Source organism: Agrobacterium sp. MCAB5 (genome assembly GCF_052114365.1).
Classification (GTDB): Bacteria; Pseudomonadota; Alphaproteobacteria; order Rhizobiales; family Rhizobiaceae; genus Agrobacterium; species Agrobacterium tumefaciens.
Window position 1 is genome coordinate 26234 of sequence record NZ_JBFREP010000004.1, and the last position, 16108, is coordinate 42341.

The 16108-nt window shown below is 59.4% G+C and carries 17 protein-coding genes; 11 read left to right on the top strand and 6 right to left on the bottom strand.

Translation table 11 applies throughout. The features are described from left to right. The first annotated feature begins 205 nt into the window (after positions 1-205). The 5 genes from AB4Z23_RS10805 (at position 206) to AB4Z23_RS10825 (ending at position 6602) form a co-directional block, all read left to right on the top strand. Complete coding sequence (locus AB4Z23_RS10805) at positions 206-2020, top strand: methyl-accepting chemotaxis protein (RefSeq protein ID WP_421477579.1); 1815 nt, start codon at positions 206-208, stop codon at positions 2018-2020. Between the two features lie 302 nt (positions 2021-2322). Further along, on the top strand, positions 2323-3591 hold the full coding sequence (locus AB4Z23_RS10810; RefSeq protein WP_441360099.1) for an extensin-like domain-containing protein: 1269 nt from the start codon (positions 2323-2325) through the stop codon (positions 3589-3591). Positions 3592-3991: 400 nt separating this feature from the next. After that, complete coding sequence (locus AB4Z23_RS10815) at positions 3992-4813, top strand: sulfite exporter TauE/SafE family protein (RefSeq protein ID WP_013636424.1); 822 nt, start codon at positions 3992-3994, stop codon at positions 4811-4813. A 104-nt stretch (positions 4814-4917) separates the two neighbouring features. After that, on the top strand, positions 4918-5844 hold the full coding sequence (locus tag AB4Z23_RS10820; RefSeq protein WP_019567066.1) for an ABC transporter ATP-binding protein: 927 nt from the start codon (positions 4918-4920) through the stop codon (positions 5842-5844). Next, on the top strand, positions 5841-6602 hold the full coding sequence (locus AB4Z23_RS10825; protein ID WP_003516094.1) for an ABC transporter permease: 762 nt from the start codon (positions 5841-5843) through the stop codon (positions 6600-6602). Before AB4Z23_RS10820 ends, AB4Z23_RS10825 begins: the two co-directional genes overlap by 4 nt. Positions 6603-6716: 114 nt before the next feature. Here AB4Z23_RS10825 and AB4Z23_RS10830 read toward each other — a convergent pair whose 3' ends face one another. From AB4Z23_RS10830 to AB4Z23_RS10840, 3 genes are read right to left on the bottom strand one after another with little or no spacing between them, the layout of a single operon-like run. After that, the gene (locus AB4Z23_RS10830) at positions 6717-7424 is read right to left on the bottom strand and encodes a TIGR02281 family clan AA aspartic protease (RefSeq protein WP_441360272.1); all 708 of its coding nucleotides are present in this window, start codon (positions 7422-7424) and stop codon (positions 6717-6719) included. After that, positions 7421-7615, bottom strand: a complete 195-nt coding sequence (locus AB4Z23_RS10835) for a DUF1289 domain-containing protein (protein WP_421477583.1) — start codon at positions 7613-7615, stop codon at positions 7421-7423. Before AB4Z23_RS10835 ends, AB4Z23_RS10830 begins: the two co-directional genes overlap by 4 nt. A gap of 19 nt (positions 7616-7634) precedes the next feature. Then, positions 7635-8420 (bottom strand): adenosylcobinamide-GDP ribazoletransferase, encoded by a 786-nt coding sequence (locus tag AB4Z23_RS10840; RefSeq protein WP_441360100.1) that lies wholly within the window; start codon positions 8418-8420, stop codon positions 7635-7637. 131 nt (positions 8421-8551) lie between these two features. On the opposite strand from AB4Z23_RS10840, the gene cobT reads away from it, so the two are divergent. Together cobT and AB4Z23_RS10850 are read left to right on the top strand one after the other, a co-directional pair. Continuing rightward, positions 8552-9586 (top strand): nicotinate-nucleotide--dimethylbenzimidazole phosphoribosyltransferase, encoded by a 1035-nt coding sequence (gene cobT, locus AB4Z23_RS10845; protein WP_111799509.1) that lies wholly within the window; start codon positions 8552-8554, stop codon positions 9584-9586. An 8-nt stretch (positions 9587-9594) separates the two neighbouring features. Then, positions 9595-9999, top strand: coding sequence for a diacylglycerol kinase (locus AB4Z23_RS10850; RefSeq protein WP_441360101.1), 405 nt, complete (start codon positions 9595-9597; stop codon positions 9997-9999). A gap of 16 nt (positions 10000-10015) precedes the next feature. On the opposite strand, the gene pdhS2 is transcribed toward AB4Z23_RS10850, so the two are convergent. Further along, positions 10016-11551, bottom strand: a complete 1536-nt coding sequence (gene pdhS2 / locus AB4Z23_RS10855; protein WP_025593930.1) for a two-component system sensor histidine kinase PdhS2 — start codon at positions 11549-11551, stop codon at positions 10016-10018. A gap of 108 nt (positions 11552-11659) precedes the next feature. Between pdhS2 and AB4Z23_RS10860 the strand changes: the two genes are divergently transcribed. From AB4Z23_RS10860 to AB4Z23_RS10875, 4 genes are all read left to right on the top strand, one after another. Continuing rightward, positions 11660-12253: a thermonuclease family protein gene (locus tag AB4Z23_RS10860; protein ID WP_441360102.1), complete on the top strand. Its 594-nt coding sequence runs from the start codon at positions 11660-11662 to the stop codon at positions 12251-12253. Then, positions 12246-12890, top strand: a complete 645-nt coding sequence (locus AB4Z23_RS10865) for a uracil-DNA glycosylase family protein (protein ID WP_162701178.1) — start codon at positions 12246-12248, stop codon at positions 12888-12890. The genes AB4Z23_RS10860 and AB4Z23_RS10865 overlap by 8 nt, the downstream gene beginning before the upstream one ends. A gap of 70 nt (positions 12891-12960) precedes the next feature. Beyond that, a complete protein-coding gene (locus AB4Z23_RS10870) occupies positions 12961-13449 on the top strand; it encodes an Lrp/AsnC family transcriptional regulator (RefSeq protein WP_003507846.1) in 489 nt (162 codons plus the stop codon). A gap of 291 nt (positions 13450-13740) precedes the next feature. Then, a complete protein-coding gene (locus AB4Z23_RS10875) occupies positions 13741-14706 on the top strand; it encodes an aliphatic sulfonate ABC transporter substrate-binding protein (RefSeq protein ID WP_421477589.1) in 966 nt (321 codons plus the stop codon). 95 nt (positions 14707-14801) lie between these two features. Here the strand turns inward: AB4Z23_RS10875 and AB4Z23_RS10880 are convergent, their stop codons facing one another. Continuing rightward, positions 14802-15626 carry a methyltransferase domain-containing protein gene (locus AB4Z23_RS10880; protein ID WP_421477591.1) on the bottom strand — a complete coding sequence of 275 codons (825 nt, stop codon included), beginning with the start codon at positions 15624-15626 and terminating at the stop codon, positions 14802-14804. 84 nt (positions 15627-15710) lie between these two features. Continuing rightward, positions 15711-15977, bottom strand: a complete 267-nt coding sequence (locus AB4Z23_RS10885) for an usg protein (RefSeq protein ID WP_003516070.1) — start codon at positions 15975-15977, stop codon at positions 15711-15713. Positions 15978-16108 lie beyond the last annotated feature (131 nt).

Below are 16108 nucleotides of genomic sequence, written 5' to 3' on the forward strand. Positions count from 1 at the left end.
CAGGGTTAACGAGCTCTTTAAAACGGCARCACCCTGTAGAATTTCGGGTCGCTGCGCCGGCTTTGAAGGGYCGTGGAGAGTATTGGCGGGTTGGTTAGAGGAGGTCTGGAATAATACTAACGTATAATAAGCGTATTCAGTTATAATAAATTTTTTAACTCTAACATACGCTGGTCGAAGTGCCGTCAGCGGCGTTGGGGGGAATATGAAAAACGTCACGATATCTATGCGCCTTTATGCGCTCGTTGCATTGTTTCTGGCAATATTGACTGCGGCACTTACATTCAGCCTGTTCGAGACCTTTCATGAGATGGAACGCGAGCGTAAAGCGGGACTCGCATCCATGAACGAAACGGCTGTCGCCATTCTTGAGCAATATTACCGGCTGGAGCAGGGTGGCACCCTGACGCGTGAGGCTGCGCAGCAACAAGCCAAGACCACGATTGCGGCGATGCGCTATGGCAACGGCAGCGGCTATTTTTGGATCAACGACATGCATCCCAAGATGGTGATGCATCCGATCAAGCCCGAGATGAACGGCAGCGATCTCACTGCCAACAAGGATCCGAACGGCAAGGCGCTGTTCGTCGAATTCGTCAATACGGTGAAAGCGGGCGGCCAGGGCTTTGTCGATTATTATTGGCCCAAGCCCGGCGCGCCGGACCCAGTCGAGAAATTTTCCCATGTCGCCGGTTTCGCGCCCTGGGGATGGATTGTCGGCACTGGCGTTTATGTCGACGATCTTGAGGCGGTTTTCTGGAGCAATGCCTATTTCAACATCGCAGTGTGTGTTCTGTCCGGCCTTCTGGTGATCGGCGTGGCTGCAGCCGTCGTGCGCAGCGTGACACGGCCTATCGATCGCATCCGGCAGAGTATGAAGCGGATCGCTGATGGTGACGGCGAGGCGGAAATTGAATTCGCCGACCGTCGCAACGAAATCGGCGCCATTGCCAAGACGTTGCTGGTGCTGCGTGACAGCGTCAATGAGCGCAGCGCCTTGCAGGCCCGCGAGGCGGGGCAGCAGCGGGCGCTGGAGGAGGCGCGGCATGGCAACGAGATGGCGTTGCGCTCCGCATCCGAACGTCAGGCTCATGCCATGAATGAGCTCGGCAGTTCGCTGGAAGCACTCGCCAATGGCGATCTGACCGTCGAGCTTGCCGATATCGGCGGCGAATATGAAAAGCTGCGCATGGATTTCAACCGCGCCGTCGGCGCGCTGCATGGGGCGATCGAGGCGATCGCCAGAACCGGCCATGTCGTCAACGATAGCGCATCTGACATCAGCGGTGCGACCGGCAATCTTTCGCGCCGGACAGAGCAGCAGGCAGCGGCGCTGGAGGAGACGGCGGCGGCTCTTGACGAAATCACCGCGACGGTGCGCACCGCTTCCGAACGGGCGAACGAGGCCCGACAAATGGTGCAGGATACAAAAACGAGCGCAGGCCGCTCGGGCGAGATCGTGCGCAATGCCGTCGATGCGATGGGCCATATTGAGGAATCTTCGCGGCGCATCGGGCAGATCATTTCCGTCATCGACGAAATCGCGTTCCAGACCAACCTTCTGGCGCTGAATGCCGGTGTCGAGGCCGCAAGGGCAGGCGAAGCGGGACGCGGTTTTGCCGTGGTGGCGCAGGAGGTTCGCGAACTCGCGCAACGCTCTGCCAATGCCGCCAAGGAGATCAAGACCCTTATCAATCGTTCGGCGGAAGAGGTCGGCGGCGGTGTCGCACTCGTTCGATCCACGGGTGACGCGCTGGATGAGATCGTGACGCTGGTCAACCGGGTCGACGGCCATGTCAATTCCATCGCCACGGCGGCACGCGAACAGGCCACCGGCCTGCAGGAGATCAACACCTCCGTCAACCACATGGACCAGATGACCCAGCAGAACGCCGCCATGGTGGAAGAGACGACGGCGGCCAGCCAGACGCTGGCCGAAGAAAGCCGGCAGCTCCGCGCGCTGCTGTCCCGTTTCGAACTCGGGCATGGGGCAGGGCGCGAGGTTTCGCGGGCGGCTTGATTTTTATCCGCTTGAGATAGTTTACAGGGCGCGGCTTTGGCTGCGCCCTTTATGTTTCGAGGAAGTGAGACAACCTATCCTCCGTCGTGCCRGACCCGTGGTGTCTGCATCGTGAGAGGCGTTGGTTTGCAGAGCTTTGCTCASACCTTTGGTATGATTTCGGTCGAGGCTYCCGCATTTCCCGCKTCACGGAACAGCCCGGTTCGTTATTTYTCCCAACCAATAAGGATTCGTTTACCCCGTTTCTTTAAAATTTACCTGTATTGCCGCGGGTAGCGGCCGCTGAAGGTACAGGTTCTCGTATGGCGTATGTTTCCCTTCCGCGTCGTCTTGTGACGTTGTTGATGATTTCCACGGTCATGGTGTCGTGTTCGGCGGAGGGCCTKGTGCCGCCGGCCGAGGTTGACGGCACGACGCGTGTCGGCGCCATCCGGTCGTCGCGGCAGCAAGGCTACAGCGCGCCGCCGGGTGCGGTCTATCAGGCCGAGCGGACCGGGCAGGCCACCAATTATCCCGCAGCCGTGTCGCAACCGATGCCGGAGCATTATGCCTCGCAGGATCCCCTGCTGCAATCGCCACAGGGCGGCCAGGGCTATTCCACGCTGGATGGCCAGCATCAGGCGCGGATGGCCGCGAACGGCCAAAGCATGGCCTCCCCAGCCATGCCCAACCAKCAGGGCGCYGCAAACCAGATCGCCGAAGGCGAGGGCGGGGTGAACATGGATTCCATGCTGGGCGTGGAGCCGGTTCGCGGACTTGCGGAAGAGCAGGACGCCGATATTGCCGAAGGCGCTTCCGCCCAGCCGGTGGTGGACGGCATCGGCACCGACAATCCGGTTGCCGTTTCTCCCGCTCGCCGGCAACAAAGTGCGGGTCAGTCGCGGTTGATACCGCCACCGCCGCCGGGGTCTTCTTCCCGCCGCCAGCCGGTGGAGGAGGTCGCCATGCTGATGCCTAATGATCCGATGGCCCGCGACGGACTGCAAAGCAACCGCTCGGCCATGCCGCCCGGCGTCATGCCATCCTCGGAAGTGGCCTGCCGCTCCGAGCTGCGCCGTCTCGGCGTCGCCTTCCGCGATGTTGCGCGCATTGCAGATGGACCGACCTGCGGTATCGACTATCCGATCGAACTCAGCGGGCTTGCCAGCGGCGTTGCCATCCGCCCGGCAGTGAAGCTCAATTGCCAGGTCACGCTTGCCTTCGCCAAATGGGTAAAGTTCGAACTCGTGCCGTCCTCCCGCTTCCGTTACCTCTCAGGCGTCGGACGCATCACGCCCATGGGCGGTTATTCCTGCCGCAAGATGAATTCGCGCTCCAGCAATCCGTGGTCCGAACATGCGCGCGGCAACGCCATCGATATCGGCACCATAACGCTGAACAACGGCAAGGAGATCGACGTTCGCAGCAAGAACTTCTTCGCCTTCCGGGAAAAGGCGCTGCTGAAGGCAGTGAGGTCCGATAGCTGCAAATATTTCTCAACGGTTCTCGGGCCAGGCAGCGATCCCAACCACTGGAACCATTTCCACTTCGACCTGCGCACCCGTAAGTCCGGTTATAGGCATTGCGACTAGGGGGCGACGAGACGACACGGTGGTGCATGACGATAGGCGTGAGGCATTAGTTGTAGTGCGTCACGTCGACCCGAAACTTCCCGTCCGTCCCGGCGCTACCCGGAATGACGGAGTGGGGATGTGGCCACATTACAATTTGGGCCTGTTGGGTTTGGTGCTAGCCGCCTAAAAAAAGACCGGCCCTAAGGCCGGTTGAAGAAGACTGCCTAAATCGGGGGATATCGGCGTCTTTGCAAGGGCATGCAATGGGAAGAAATCCCATAAAACGGTCCATCCGGTGCGGATATCCGGCAAAAAACATCGCGCCGTACTGACCTGCGGCCAACATGGCTTGCCGCCCTTTTCTGATACGCTATGAGCGTCACATGTTTGTGACAACGGCCCCCGGGAGCCTGCTTTCATGCCCCCTGTTTCAGAGATACTGATCTTTGCTTCGGCGCTTGCGGCCGCGGGCGTGGTCGCTGGACTTCTGGCGGGGCTGTTCGGCATTGGCGGCGGTGCTGTGTTGGTGCCGGTGTTCTACCATGTGTTCGGGCTTCTGGATGTGCCGGAGGCGGTGCGCATGCACCTGTCGCTTGGCACTTCGCTTGCCATCATCGTGCCGACCTCCATTCGTTCCTTCCTGACGCATCGTCAGAAAGGTGCCGTTGATATCGATCTCCTGAAGGGCTGGATCGTCGCCGTGCCGCTCGGCACCATCCTCGCATCTGTGGTGGCTGCGCATGCCTCGAGCGTCGCCCTGCGGCTGATCTTCGCTTTCATTGCGCTTGCGCTCGCCTTCCGGATGATCTTCAACCGGGCGAGCTGGCATCTCGGTTCAGACCTGCCGAAAAACCCGGTCCGCTTTCTGGTCGGCACCGGCATCGGCCTTCTGTCTGGCCTGATGGGTGTGGGCGGCGGGGTGATGAACAATACTTTCATGACGCTTTACGGACGCACCATCCATCAGGCGGTTGCCACATCCTCCGGTGTCGGAGTGCTTATTTCGCTGCCGGGTCTCCTCGGTTATATCTGGGCCGGCTGGGGTGATGCAGGTCTGCCGCCTTTTTCCACCGGCTTCATCAACTGGATCGCCGTCGCGCTGCTGATCCCCATCACGCTTGTCGTCGCGCCCTATGGCGCGCGGCTGGCCCATGCACTCAGCAAGAAGCAGCTGGAGCGGGCCTTCGGGGTGTTTCTGGTCTTCGTCGCGGCCCAGTTTTTCTACAGCGTCTACAGCTGATTTTCCCTCCCCGCCGAATGCAGTGTTCAGGCCGTTGGGCTGGCAATTGCGGGTTGTACGGCCTATATGGCGTGCATCTTACTCGTTTTTTCGAAAGATTCGCGATGAATGCCATTGTTTCGATACGGAATCTGACCAAATCCTACTCAAATGGCTTTCAGGCGCTCAAAGGTGTCAGCCTCGATATCAGAGAGGGGGAAATCCTTGCTCTTCTCGGGCCTAACGGAGCCGGCAAGACGACGCTGATCTCTATCATCTGCGGGCTTGTCAATCCGGGCGAAGGCTCGGTTCTCGTTGGCGGATATGATGTGGTGAAGGATTTTCGCCAGACGCGTGCCCTGATCGGCCTTGTGCCGCAGGAACTGACGACAGACCAGTTCGAGACCGTGTGGAACACCGTCAGCTTCTCGCGTGGTCTGCATGGGCAGAAGAAGAACCCGGAACTGATCGAGCGGGTCCTGAAATCGCTGTCGCTCTGGGACAAGAAGGACAATATGCTGCGGGAGCTTTCCGGCGGCATGAAGCGACGCGTGCTGATCGCCAAGGCGCTTGCGCACGAACCGAAGGTCCTCTTCCTCGACGAGCCGACGGCGGGTGTGGACGTTACCTTGCGCCGCGACATGTGGAATGTCGTTTCCGAGCTGCGCTCCAAGGGCGTCACAATCATTTTGACCACGCATTACATCGAGGAGGCGGAAGAGATCGCCGATCGGGTGGGCGTTATCAATGGCGGCCAATTGTTGCTGGTGGAAGAAAAGACCGCGCTGATGAAGAAGCTCGGCCGCAAGCAGCTTTTCCTTGAACTTTCGCAGCCGGTGGAGGCGTTGCCGGACAGTCTCTCATCTTTCGGCCTTTCGCTCTCGGATGACCGCAACACCATCACCTACGAGATCGAGGATAACGGCGAGCAGGGGCGCATTGCCGATCTGCTGACTGCGCTTTCCGGTGCCAACATCCATTTCAAGGATATTTCGACACGTCAAAGCTCTCTTGAGGATATTTTCGTCTCGCTGGTAGGAGACCAGAAATGAATTTCGAAGCTGTCAAGTCCATCTACCTGTTCGAAATGGCGCGCACCCGCCGCACCCTGTTGCAGAGTGTCGTGTCGCCGGTCATTTCCACCTCTCTATATTTCATCGTTTTCGGAACGGCGATCGGTTCAAGGATTCAGGAGGTTGGCGGGGTTTCCTATGGCGCGTTCATAACGCCCGGCCTGATCATGCTGACGCTTTTGACGCAATGCATCAGCAATGGCTCTTTCGGCATCTATTTTCCGAAATTCACCGGCACGGTCTACGAGATATTGTCCGCTCCGGTGGCGATGACGGAAATTGTTGCCGGTTATGTCGGGGCGGCGGCGACCAAGGGGCTGATGATCGGCACGATCATCCTGATAACGGCCTCCTTCTTCGTGGATATCACCATCGCCCATCCGTTCATGATGATCCTGTTCTTTGTGCTGACGGCGGTGAGCTTCAGCCTGTTCGGCTTCATCATCGGCATCTGGGCCACGAATTTCGAGCAGCTGAACCTCATCCCGATGCTGGTGGTGCCGCCTCTGACATTCCTTGGCGGCAGCTTCTACTCCATCGACATGCTGCCGCCCTTCTGGCAGACGGTCAGTCATTTCAACCCGGTGCTCTACCTCATCAGCGGTTTCCGCTGGAGCTTCTACGAGATCGCCGACGTCAATCCCGTCATCAGCCTGGCGATGATCACGCTGTTYCTYGCRCTCTGCCTCGGTGTCGTCGGCTGGATGTTCAAGACCGGTTACCGGCTGCGCAACTGACCGGAAAGAGGTTTGCCGTGAATGTGATACGCCCGGTTTGCACCGGGCGTTTTCGTATTCGGAYAGCGAGACGTTACTTTTGATCKCGAGCAGGAACTGTCTGCCCGGCAGGTTTYACCTGTCTCGCAATCTCAACTCATCGGTCTGCATCTGCATCGAACCAAGCGTCGACAGGAAGCTCATGCCGAGCAGGCTCTGGCCCAGTTGGCCATCCTGCGCGACGAGGGCGGGGATGTTGYTCCGCGCGATCGGGCCGATGCCGATCTCGGACAGGGTGACGGGCGCTGCCGCCGTGCGGCCGTTCGCGGTCATCACCGGCACGGTGTAGCGCAGTTTCGTGGTGTCGATGCCGATGGCGGCGGCATCGGCATTGGCCAGCACCACGGAGCTCGCGCCGGTATCGACCAGCATGTGGATCGTTTTGCCTTCAATGCTGACATTCGCCTCGAAATGGCCGCTCATGGATTTGTGCAGTACGATCTCCTGTTCGCCGCCAGCGGTCGTCACCACCACCGCACGGCCGGGCATCAGGCCACCCAGCAGCCGGTCGGCGAAGGATTGCAGGTCGTAGCGATAGAGATAGACGGATACGAGGCCGAGGATAATCACGAGCCAGATGGCGAGTTGCCGGACAACGCTTGCGAAGCTGCCGCGGCTTCCCGCCAGAATGCCGACGGATAGCAATCCCGCAATCGGCAGGAGATAGACGATCTGCCCGAATTTCTCGTTGTCGATGCCGAAGGTGCGGCCGCTGTCGTGATTGACGAGAAGCAGGCCGAGACCCACGGCCAGCAAGAGGAGAACGAAAGTCAGCCTGTTCATGCGGTGTGCGTCTCCCTGGAGGTGTCCTTGCCTGTTTTTGCCAGTCTTTCGGGAAGCGCCTGCATGATCATGCGGCGCTTTTCGTCGCTATAGGTTGCCCAGCCGCCGATCTCGTCCAGCGTGCGTCCGCAACCGATACAGAGGGTTTTTGTGGCGTCGAGGGAGCAGATATGAATGCAGGGTGTTTCCATGGGGATCTATATCAGTCTGTCACGTCGCAAGGGCAAGAGCGACGAGAGTAACGATCTCCGTGATCTGCTGGCTGGCGCCGATCGTGTCGCCGGTGTGGCCGCCGATCTTGCTGACACAGAGCCTGCCGAACAGCAYCGTCGCGAGGCAGGCAGCCGCCAGAACGACTACGATCGACACAAAGGGCAGGGCATGCAGCGTGAAAAGCACRAGCAGCAGCAACCCTGTTGCGAGCGCGATGTTGCGCTCGCTTTCCCCGGGTTGGCCGGCGCCGGCGGCGATGCCGGAGGTTTTTGCGGCGGGCAGTGACTGCCAGTGCCATACCATCAGGGCGCGGCTCACCACCAGCGCGGCAATCAGGCAGGCGGCGGCGGTCTTGGCAGGCAGGGTTTCTATAAGCGATACGAGTGCCGTGGCGCGCAGTGCAAAGGACAGGACCATGGCGATCGTGCCATAGCTGCCAATGCGACTGTCCTTCATGATCTCAAGCGTTTTCGACTTGTCCTTGCCGCCGCCGAAGCCATCGGCCATATCCGCCAAGCCGTCTTCGTGCAACGCACCGGTTATGAGCGCGGTGACGGCGATGGCAAGCCAGCCGGTGAGCTGCGGTGAGGCGTCGAACTTCGCTAATGCCACCACGAGGACAGCAGCGGGCAGGGCGATCAGGAGGCCTGCGGCGGGAAAAGCGCGTGCTGTCCGGCGCATCGATGGACCGTCACCTTCACCGAAGAAGCGCGATGGGACCGGCAGGCGGCTGAGAAAGGCAACGGAATGCATGACATCTGTTATAAAATCCCCGGCCTTCATGCTCTCTCCGCTGCTGTGCTTGCATTTCCGGTTGTTCCGCGGCGCGTCCGCGATTATGAGAGGCGCAACAAAGACCGATTTGCCGGAAAACACAAGTTTCCGCCAACCCGACGACGAGAAAGACAGATACCATGAGCATGAGCGGATTGCCCTTCGACGATTTCCGCGCGCTGCTGCGCGAGCTTCCCGGCCCGGATACGCATGCGCTGGTCGCGGCCAAGGAGCGCAATGCGCAACTGACGAAACCGACCGGTTCGCTCGGTCGGCTGGAAGAAATCGCCATGTGGCTTGCCGCATGGTCGGGTCGCTCGCCCGCCGTCACCCGTCCGCTGGTGGCGATTTTCGCCGGCAATCATGGCGTCACCCGGCACGGCATCACGCCCTATCCGACATCCGTGACGCAGCAGATGGTGGAGAATTTTGCGGCAGGCGGTGCGGCGATCAACCAGATTTGCGTCACCAACGATCTCGGTCTGAAGATTTTCGATCTGGCACTTGACTACCCGACCGGCGACATCACCTGCGAGCCTGCCCTTTCCGAGCGTGATTGCGCCGCCACCATGGCCTTCGGCATGGAGGCGATTGCTGGCGGYACCGACCTTCTCTGCGTTGGCGAAATGGGCATYGGCAACACSACCATCGCAGCGGCGATCAAYCTGGCGCTCTATGGCGGYACGGCGGAAGARTGGACCGGTCCCGGYACYGGCTCCGAAGGCGAGGTCATGGCGCGCAAGATCGCGGCGGTGAAGGCTGCCGTGGAGTTCCACAAGGACCATCTGTCCGATCCGCTCGAAATCATGCGCCGTCTCGGTGGCCGTGAGATTGCGGCGATTGCCGGCGCGATCCTTGCCGCCCGCGTGCAGCGCATTCCCGTGCTGATCGACGGTTATGTGGCGACTGCCGCTGCAGCACTTCTGAAGGCTGCCAATCCTTCGGCGCTTGACCATTGCCTGATCGGCCATGTCTCCGGTGAACCGGGCCATCTGGCTGCCGTCGAGAAACTTGGCAAGACGCCGCTGCTGGCGCTGGGCATGCGGCTTGGCGAGGGCACGGGTGCCGCTTTGGCCGCCGGCATCGTCAAGGCTGCCGCCGCCTGCCATTCCGGCATGGCGACTTTCGAAGCTGCCGGTGTCGATACTGGTACCCATTCCCACACTGAGCATTGAGGCCGAAGATGGACGCAACGCCGCAGAAGAAGCAACCGGAACCTGCCTTCCGTAAGGAAAAGGGATGGCGGCATCTTTTTGCCGCTGCCCGCTATTCCTTGCAGGGGCTTGGACGGCTGTGGCAGGAAGCGGCGTTCCGGCACGAGGTTCTCGCCTTCGGCGTCGGCCTTGCCCTGCTTCTGGKCGCCCGCGCGCCGTTTGCGCATCTTYTCGTCTTTACGGTGCTGATGCTGCTTTTGTTCGCGGTCGAGGCGCTCAATACCGCGATTGAGGAGTTGGTGGATCGCATCTCGCCGGAAATTTCTTCCGTCGGGCGGCACGCCAAGGATCTCGGTTCCTTCGCCGTCTTCTGCCTTTTGACGGCAAACGGATTTTTCGTGCTTTATTCGCTGGTGACGACGCTGTTCTTCTGAACGGCAGATTTGACGCTTAGGCGAAGGACCGGCGGCGTGGCTGGATGGCGTGGGTTTCCTCCACGGCTGGCAGGCTTTGCAGCACGCGTTTTGCCGGCAGGATGGCGATGCCTTCGGTGCCTTCGCGCAATTTCGATTTCAGGATGAACTGGCCGTCATGCTTGGCAAGGATGGCCTGAACGATGGGCAGGCCGAGCCCGGTTCCCTGTTCGGCGCTCTTGATCGCGATCGATCCCTGACCGAAGGCCGACAGCACCACGGGGATCTCTTCCTCTGGAATGCCGGGGCCGTTGTCCTTGATCGACACATATTGCCCGCCACCCGCCGTCCAGCCTGCCTTCACGAGGATTTCACCGCCCTGCGGGGTGAATTTGACAGCGTTGGAGAGCAGGTTGAGGATGACCTGGCGGATCGATTTTTCATCCGCCCAGACCTGCGGCAGGCTGCTCTCGAACTGCTGCGAAATCCTGATGGTCTTGGCGCGGGCGCGAAGCTGGATCATGCCGATGCAATCTTCGGCGATCTCAAGCATCGAGACCGCTTCCTCATTGAGGTCGTAGCGGCCGGCCTCGATACGCGACAGGTCGAGGATTTCGTTGATGAGGTCGAGCAGATGCTGGCCGGAACGGTGGATGTCGCCGGAATATTCCTTGTAGAGCGGATTGTTGAGCGGACCGAGTACCTCTGCGGACATGACTTCGGAGAAGCCAAGAATGGCGTTGAGCGGGGTTCGCAGCTCGTGCGACATGGAGGCGAGAAAGCGCGATTTCGCCAGATTGGCCTCTTCCGCACGCCGCCGCGCCTCATCCGACATTGAGTTGGCGACTTCGAGTTCGGCGATCAGATCATCTTTTTCAGTCTGYGACGACAGCAGCTTGATGCTGGTCTGGTAAAGCCTGCTGGTGATGCGATGACAGAAAAGAATCGCCATGCCGAACATCAGGGCGAGGCCAACATCGAAGGGATCGCGGGAGACGACGGAGGTGACGCACAGCGCCGCCAGCACCGGCAGGAAGGTCATGAAGGTGGCCCGCCGCAGCATGAAATTGGCCATGGCGGTAAGCGAAAGCGCGATCAGCAGCGTCGCGCCCTTGAAGAAAAGAACGAGTGTCGGGTTGTTGCGCACCGGTTCGGCCAAGGCGAACATTGCCCAGGCGCAACCGATGAGGATCTGCATGGCAAGGAAGAGATTGCGCCACTTCGGCAGATTTTCGGCCGTGATCCCCTGTTTGGCGGCTCTTTTGGCCAGCACCAGAGACATGGCATGGAAACTCAGCGCAATGAGCGACCAGATGATCAGCCCTATGTCACCCGTGATATACAAACCGATGATAGAGGCTAATACGATGAAAAGCGGCATGATCATCGCGCCCTGAAGGGCTTCTGCGATGTGCATCGTCAGCATTTCACGTTCATAGGCTTCGCTGCCGCCAGCGCCTTGCTGCAAGCGTTCACGCGTCGTCTTCACCGTGTCGAAAACAGCCTTGTTACGGTGCTTTCGTGAACGGTCGACGATGATCTTATCGGTGGACGTGCTGACGCTTTTACTCATTGTTACAACGCAGGTGACATGAACCCTTTGCAGGCTACGCACAAAATCTTAAGAAGATGCTGCCGTGAAAGGATTTGTTTGCCATTTCTGACAAGGGTTTGTTGTGACATGAGACGAAATGGAGGCAGGCGCGGCTTTTTSTCGACGTTTCGCGACGGCGGGCTTTTCCTTGCCACCGTTTTTCTCGGCATTCTGATTGCCGCCAAGCTCGATCAGATCAATAGCGAGACCCATACCGGCCGTTTCTTCGTGATCGATGGCGATACGCTTTCAAAGGGCGAGGACCGGTTCCGGCTGCTCGGCATCGATGCGCCGGAGCTTTCGCAGACGTGCCGACGCGGCAGTGAAACCTGGCCATGCGGCGCGGAGGCGCGACGCGTTCTGCAACAGATGATCGAAGGCACGACCTTTTCCTGTTCCGGCAGTTCCAGGGACCGTTACGGACGGCTGCTGGTCTATTGCTCGGCGGGAGACCGGGATGTGTCCTCGGAAATGGTGGCGTCGGGTTTTGCCATCGCTTCAGGTTATTTCCTGTTCTCCGGCGAACAGGCGCTGGCGCGCAAAGAAGCTCGCGGCATATGGGCCGGAGAATTCGAAAAACCGGCGGAGTGGCGGCGCGAACATCGCGCAGCGGATTTGCAAACGCCCGCAGCGGGTTTCCTCACCATCATCCGTCATCTTCTGGGATGGAATCATGGCTGAGGCGGATCGAGCGCTGCCGATGAATGACGACGGGTTGGACGGGCTGAGGGGCGCGATTGCCCTCTGTCGCATCTGTCGCGACACCCCAACCTACGGACGCCTGCCGCACGAACCCCGACCGGTSGTSGTGATGTCGACCAAGGCGCGTATCATGATTGCAGGGCAGGCGCCCGGGCTTCGCGTGCATGAAACGGGTGTGCCTTTCAACGATGCCTCCGGCGACAGGCTGCGCCAGTGGCTGAATGTGGATCGTGAGACMTTCTACGATCCGGACCGCTTCGCYATYGTGCCCATGGGGTTCTGTTTCCCCGGCTATGACGACAAGGGCAGTGACCTGCCRCCTCGWCGCGAATGTGCGCCGCAATGGCGGGAGAAGGTGCTGGCGGCGATGCCGCAGGTGGAGCTGGTCCTTGCCATCGGTCAATATGCCCAGGCCTTTCATCTCGGCGAAAGACGGCGGAAAACCATGACCGAGACCGTGTACGACTGGCGCAGCTATTTTCATTCAAATTCGGGACCGGCCATTTTGCCGCTGCCGCATCCGAGCTGGCGCAACACCGGCTGGCTGAAGAAGAATCCATGGTTTACCGAGGAGCTGCTTCCTGTTCTGCGAGAACATGTGGAAATGCGACTTTAGTGAAACAATTTTCTGTTTTTCTCTAAAAATTAGTGTATTGAAAGGAAATTAATTCAGGAGGGTAGACGCATTGGATCGCCTAGACCGTAAGATTTTGCGCATTCTGCAAGAAGATTCCACGCTGGCTGTCGCTGATCTGGCGAAAAAGGTCGGCCTTTCCACGACGCCCTGTTGGCGGCGTATCCAGAAGATGGAAGAGGACGGTGTCATCCGCCGGCGCGTGGCGCTGCTGGATCCGGTCAAGGTCAACACCAAGGTCACCGTTTTCGTCTCMATCCGCACTGCCTCCCATTCCATCGAATGGCTGAAGCGGTTTTCCGAGGTGGTGTCCGAGTTCCCCGAAGTCGTCGAGTTTTACCGCATGAGCGGCGATGTCGATTATCTGCTGCGCGTTGTCGTGCCTGACATCGCGGCCTACGATGCCTTCTACAAGCGGATGATCGCCAAGATCGAAATTCGTGACGTGTCGTCTGCCTTTGCGATGGAACAGATCAAATATACGACGGAACTGCCGCTCGATTACATGCTGCTGGATAATCCCAAATCCGGCGAGGAATGATCCCGGCTGATCAGGCTTTTTGAACAATGCCCTTTCCGGCTGCCGGGGAGGGCATTTTTCGTTGCGCAGTTTGCTTTTCCCCAAGCACTCAAGTCGGCTATCCGGCGGTTGTCCGGGGAATGCACACTACTGGCGTGCCGAGGCGGCCAGGCAATCTTATTCCGCCTGCGACGGCAAATTAGCACATTCAATTCTCTTTGCACTCGCGCCGCGCAAAGTGGGATTTTGATAAAATCACTCGAATATCTACGCTTTGTATATCTGATGATGGCAACAGCGAAGGATATCCACATGCTCACACGACGCGGAACATTGGGAGTGATTGCGGGTGCAACGGGGGCGGCGTTCCTGCCGCATATCCGGCGGGCTGGAGCCGCGACCACCACATTACGGATCGGCTGGCAGAAGAATGGCGTGATCGCGTTGGCAAAGAGCCAGGGCGCGCTTGAAGCGCTGTTGAAGGATCGCGGCATTGAGGTCAAATGGTCGGAGTTTTCCTCCGGGCCGCCGCTTCTTGAAGCGCTGGGCGCAGGTGCGCTGGATATCGGACCGACGGGCGATGTGCCGCCACTTTTCGCGCAGGCTGCCGGTGGCAATCTGCGCTATGTGGGAACTTACAAGGGCGCCGCCGGCGGATCGGCAATCCTTGTGCAGAAGGATTCGCCGCTGAAGACGCTGGCCGACCTCAAGGGCAAGAAGGTGGCTTTCAAGCGCGGCTCCAGCGCCCATAACGTTACTGTCAAAGCATTGCGAAAGGCCGGTCTGACGCTGAACGACATAACATCCATCGACCTTGCCCCGCCGGATGCGGCGGCCGCGTTCCGCAGCGGCAGCATCGATGCCTGGTCGATCTGGGATCCTTATTTTGCCGTGGCGGAACAGGAGCCGACGACACGGGTTCTCGCGACTGCCGAAGGTATTGTCGATCCCTGGAGCTATTTCCTCGCCAATGGCGACTTCGTGGAAAGCAATCCCGACCTCGTGCCGCTGCTCCTCAAGGAACTCGCAAGCGTCGGCGCAAAGGCTCAGGCCAACATCGATGAGACTGCAAAATTGCTGGCGGCGATAACCGGCGTCCCGCAGGATGTAACCAAGGTGTCGCTGACGCGTCCGGGAGCGGATCTGGGGCGTGTCTCGCTGGTTTCGGATGAGGCCATCAGCTATCAGCAGGCGCTGGCCGACGAGTTCTACGATCTGAAAATCGTGCCGAAGAAACTCAAGGTTACCGATATCGTCTGGCGTCCGAAAGCGAGTTGAGCCTGGCGAAAGCTGAGTCTCTTCAATCGTCTGGCTGTTGTTGCTGAGAGATTGATTCAGGCAAGCGCTCCATGTCAGGAGCGCTTGCCTCTGCCTCAGCCCTTGAGCCTGGCAATCGCCAGATGGCCGGGTGTGGGGTTGCCGTCCTGCATGCGCACGTTGATGTCGGTGACTTCGACTATGTCGAAACCGGTCGCTGCCAGTCTTTCTCGAACGTAGGTTTCGGCGTGGGCGAAACGCTGGTGCGGGCCTACCATATAGGGGCGTCCGGCCATTGTTGCCTCGGGCAGCGTTTCCGACGAGAAGATCAGCAGGCCACCAGGGACGAGGTTTTCAGCGGCGCCGAAAAACAGCGGTTCCAGCGCGCCGAGATAGGGCAGCACATCGGTTGCGGTGATGATGTCGAAGGGCTCGTCGTCATTGTCTTCGAGAAAGTCCTCGGCTTCGGCGACATAGAGCGTCTCGTAGAGATCCTTCTCATGGGCGATCTCGACCATGTTTTCGGAAATGTCGATGCCGGTGATGTCATCAGCCATGTCRCGCAGCGCTTCGCCGGTGAGGCCGGTGCCGCAGCCGAGATCGAGCAGGCGCTTGAAGGGGCCGAGTTCAAGCGTTTGCAGGCGCTGGCGCACCATCATCGGCACTGCATAACCGAGCTGTTCGACAAGAATATCCTCGAAGGCTTCGGCGTGCTGGTCGAACAGGGTTTCGACATAGGCGTCGGGCGCTTTGGAAGGCGGTTCGCCGCGGCCCATGGCGGCGATGCGAACGGCTGCGCCGCCGTGATCGTCCGGGTCGATGGCCAGAACCTCTTCATAGGCCTTCACCGCCGCGTCAACATCGCCGGCTTTTTCAAGCGCGAGCGCGCGGTTATAGGCTTCGGCAAGCGCCTCTTCGTCAATTTTCTGGTTCTTCGTCATCGTGCGGTATCCGTCAGCATCTTCAGTTGAAGTCTGCTGTAAGCCGCAAGACGGACGGGCGCAATGCTTATGTGGCGATGGGCCTCAGTGGAGAATGAACTCTCCTTTCAATGCGCGCCATTCCTGCGCCGAGATCACCTGCCGGTGCACATAGCGGACCGAGTGCAACGGACCGTCTAGCTTCTCCTGCCAGAATTTGAGGAAACCGTGCATTTCGGGGAAATCCGGGGCGAGATCATAGTCCTGCCAGACGTAGGTCTGGAGAACCAGCGGATGGTCCGGCATGCGATAAAAAATCTGGGCGGTGGTGAGGCCGTAGCCCCTCAGCATCATTTCCATTTCCTTGTTCATGTCGGCTGTTCCCGTTCTCATGATTGCCGATCACAGCGTTGTCGCTGTATCTGATATGGGAACACGACAGGGTTAACCCAACCTTGCCAAAGGTCTGGGTTGTCACAAAATAGTTATATTTTTCAAAATGT

Coding starts and splice junctions, on each gene's coding strand:
- AB4Z23_RS10805 (WP_421477579.1), top strand. CDS start 206: ATGAAAAACGTCACGATATCTATGCGCCTTTATGCGCTCGTTGCATTG.
- AB4Z23_RS10815 (WP_013636424.1), top strand. CDS start 3,992: ATGCCCCCTGTTTCAGAGATACTGATCTTTGCTTCGGCGCTTGCGGCC.
- AB4Z23_RS10820 (WP_019567066.1), top strand. CDS start 4,918: ATGAATGCCATTGTTTCGATACGGAATCTGACCAAATCCTACTCAAAT.
- AB4Z23_RS10835 (WP_421477583.1), bottom strand. CDS start 7,615: ATGGAAACACCCTGCATTCATATCTGCTCCCTCGACGCCACAAAAACC.
- AB4Z23_RS10875 (WP_421477589.1), top strand. CDS start 13,741: ATGCTCACACGACGCGGAACATTGGGAGTGATTGCGGGTGCAACGGGG.
- AB4Z23_RS10885 (WP_003516070.1), bottom strand. CDS start 15,977: ATGAACAAGGAAATGGAAATGATGCTGAGGGGCTACGGCCTCACCACC.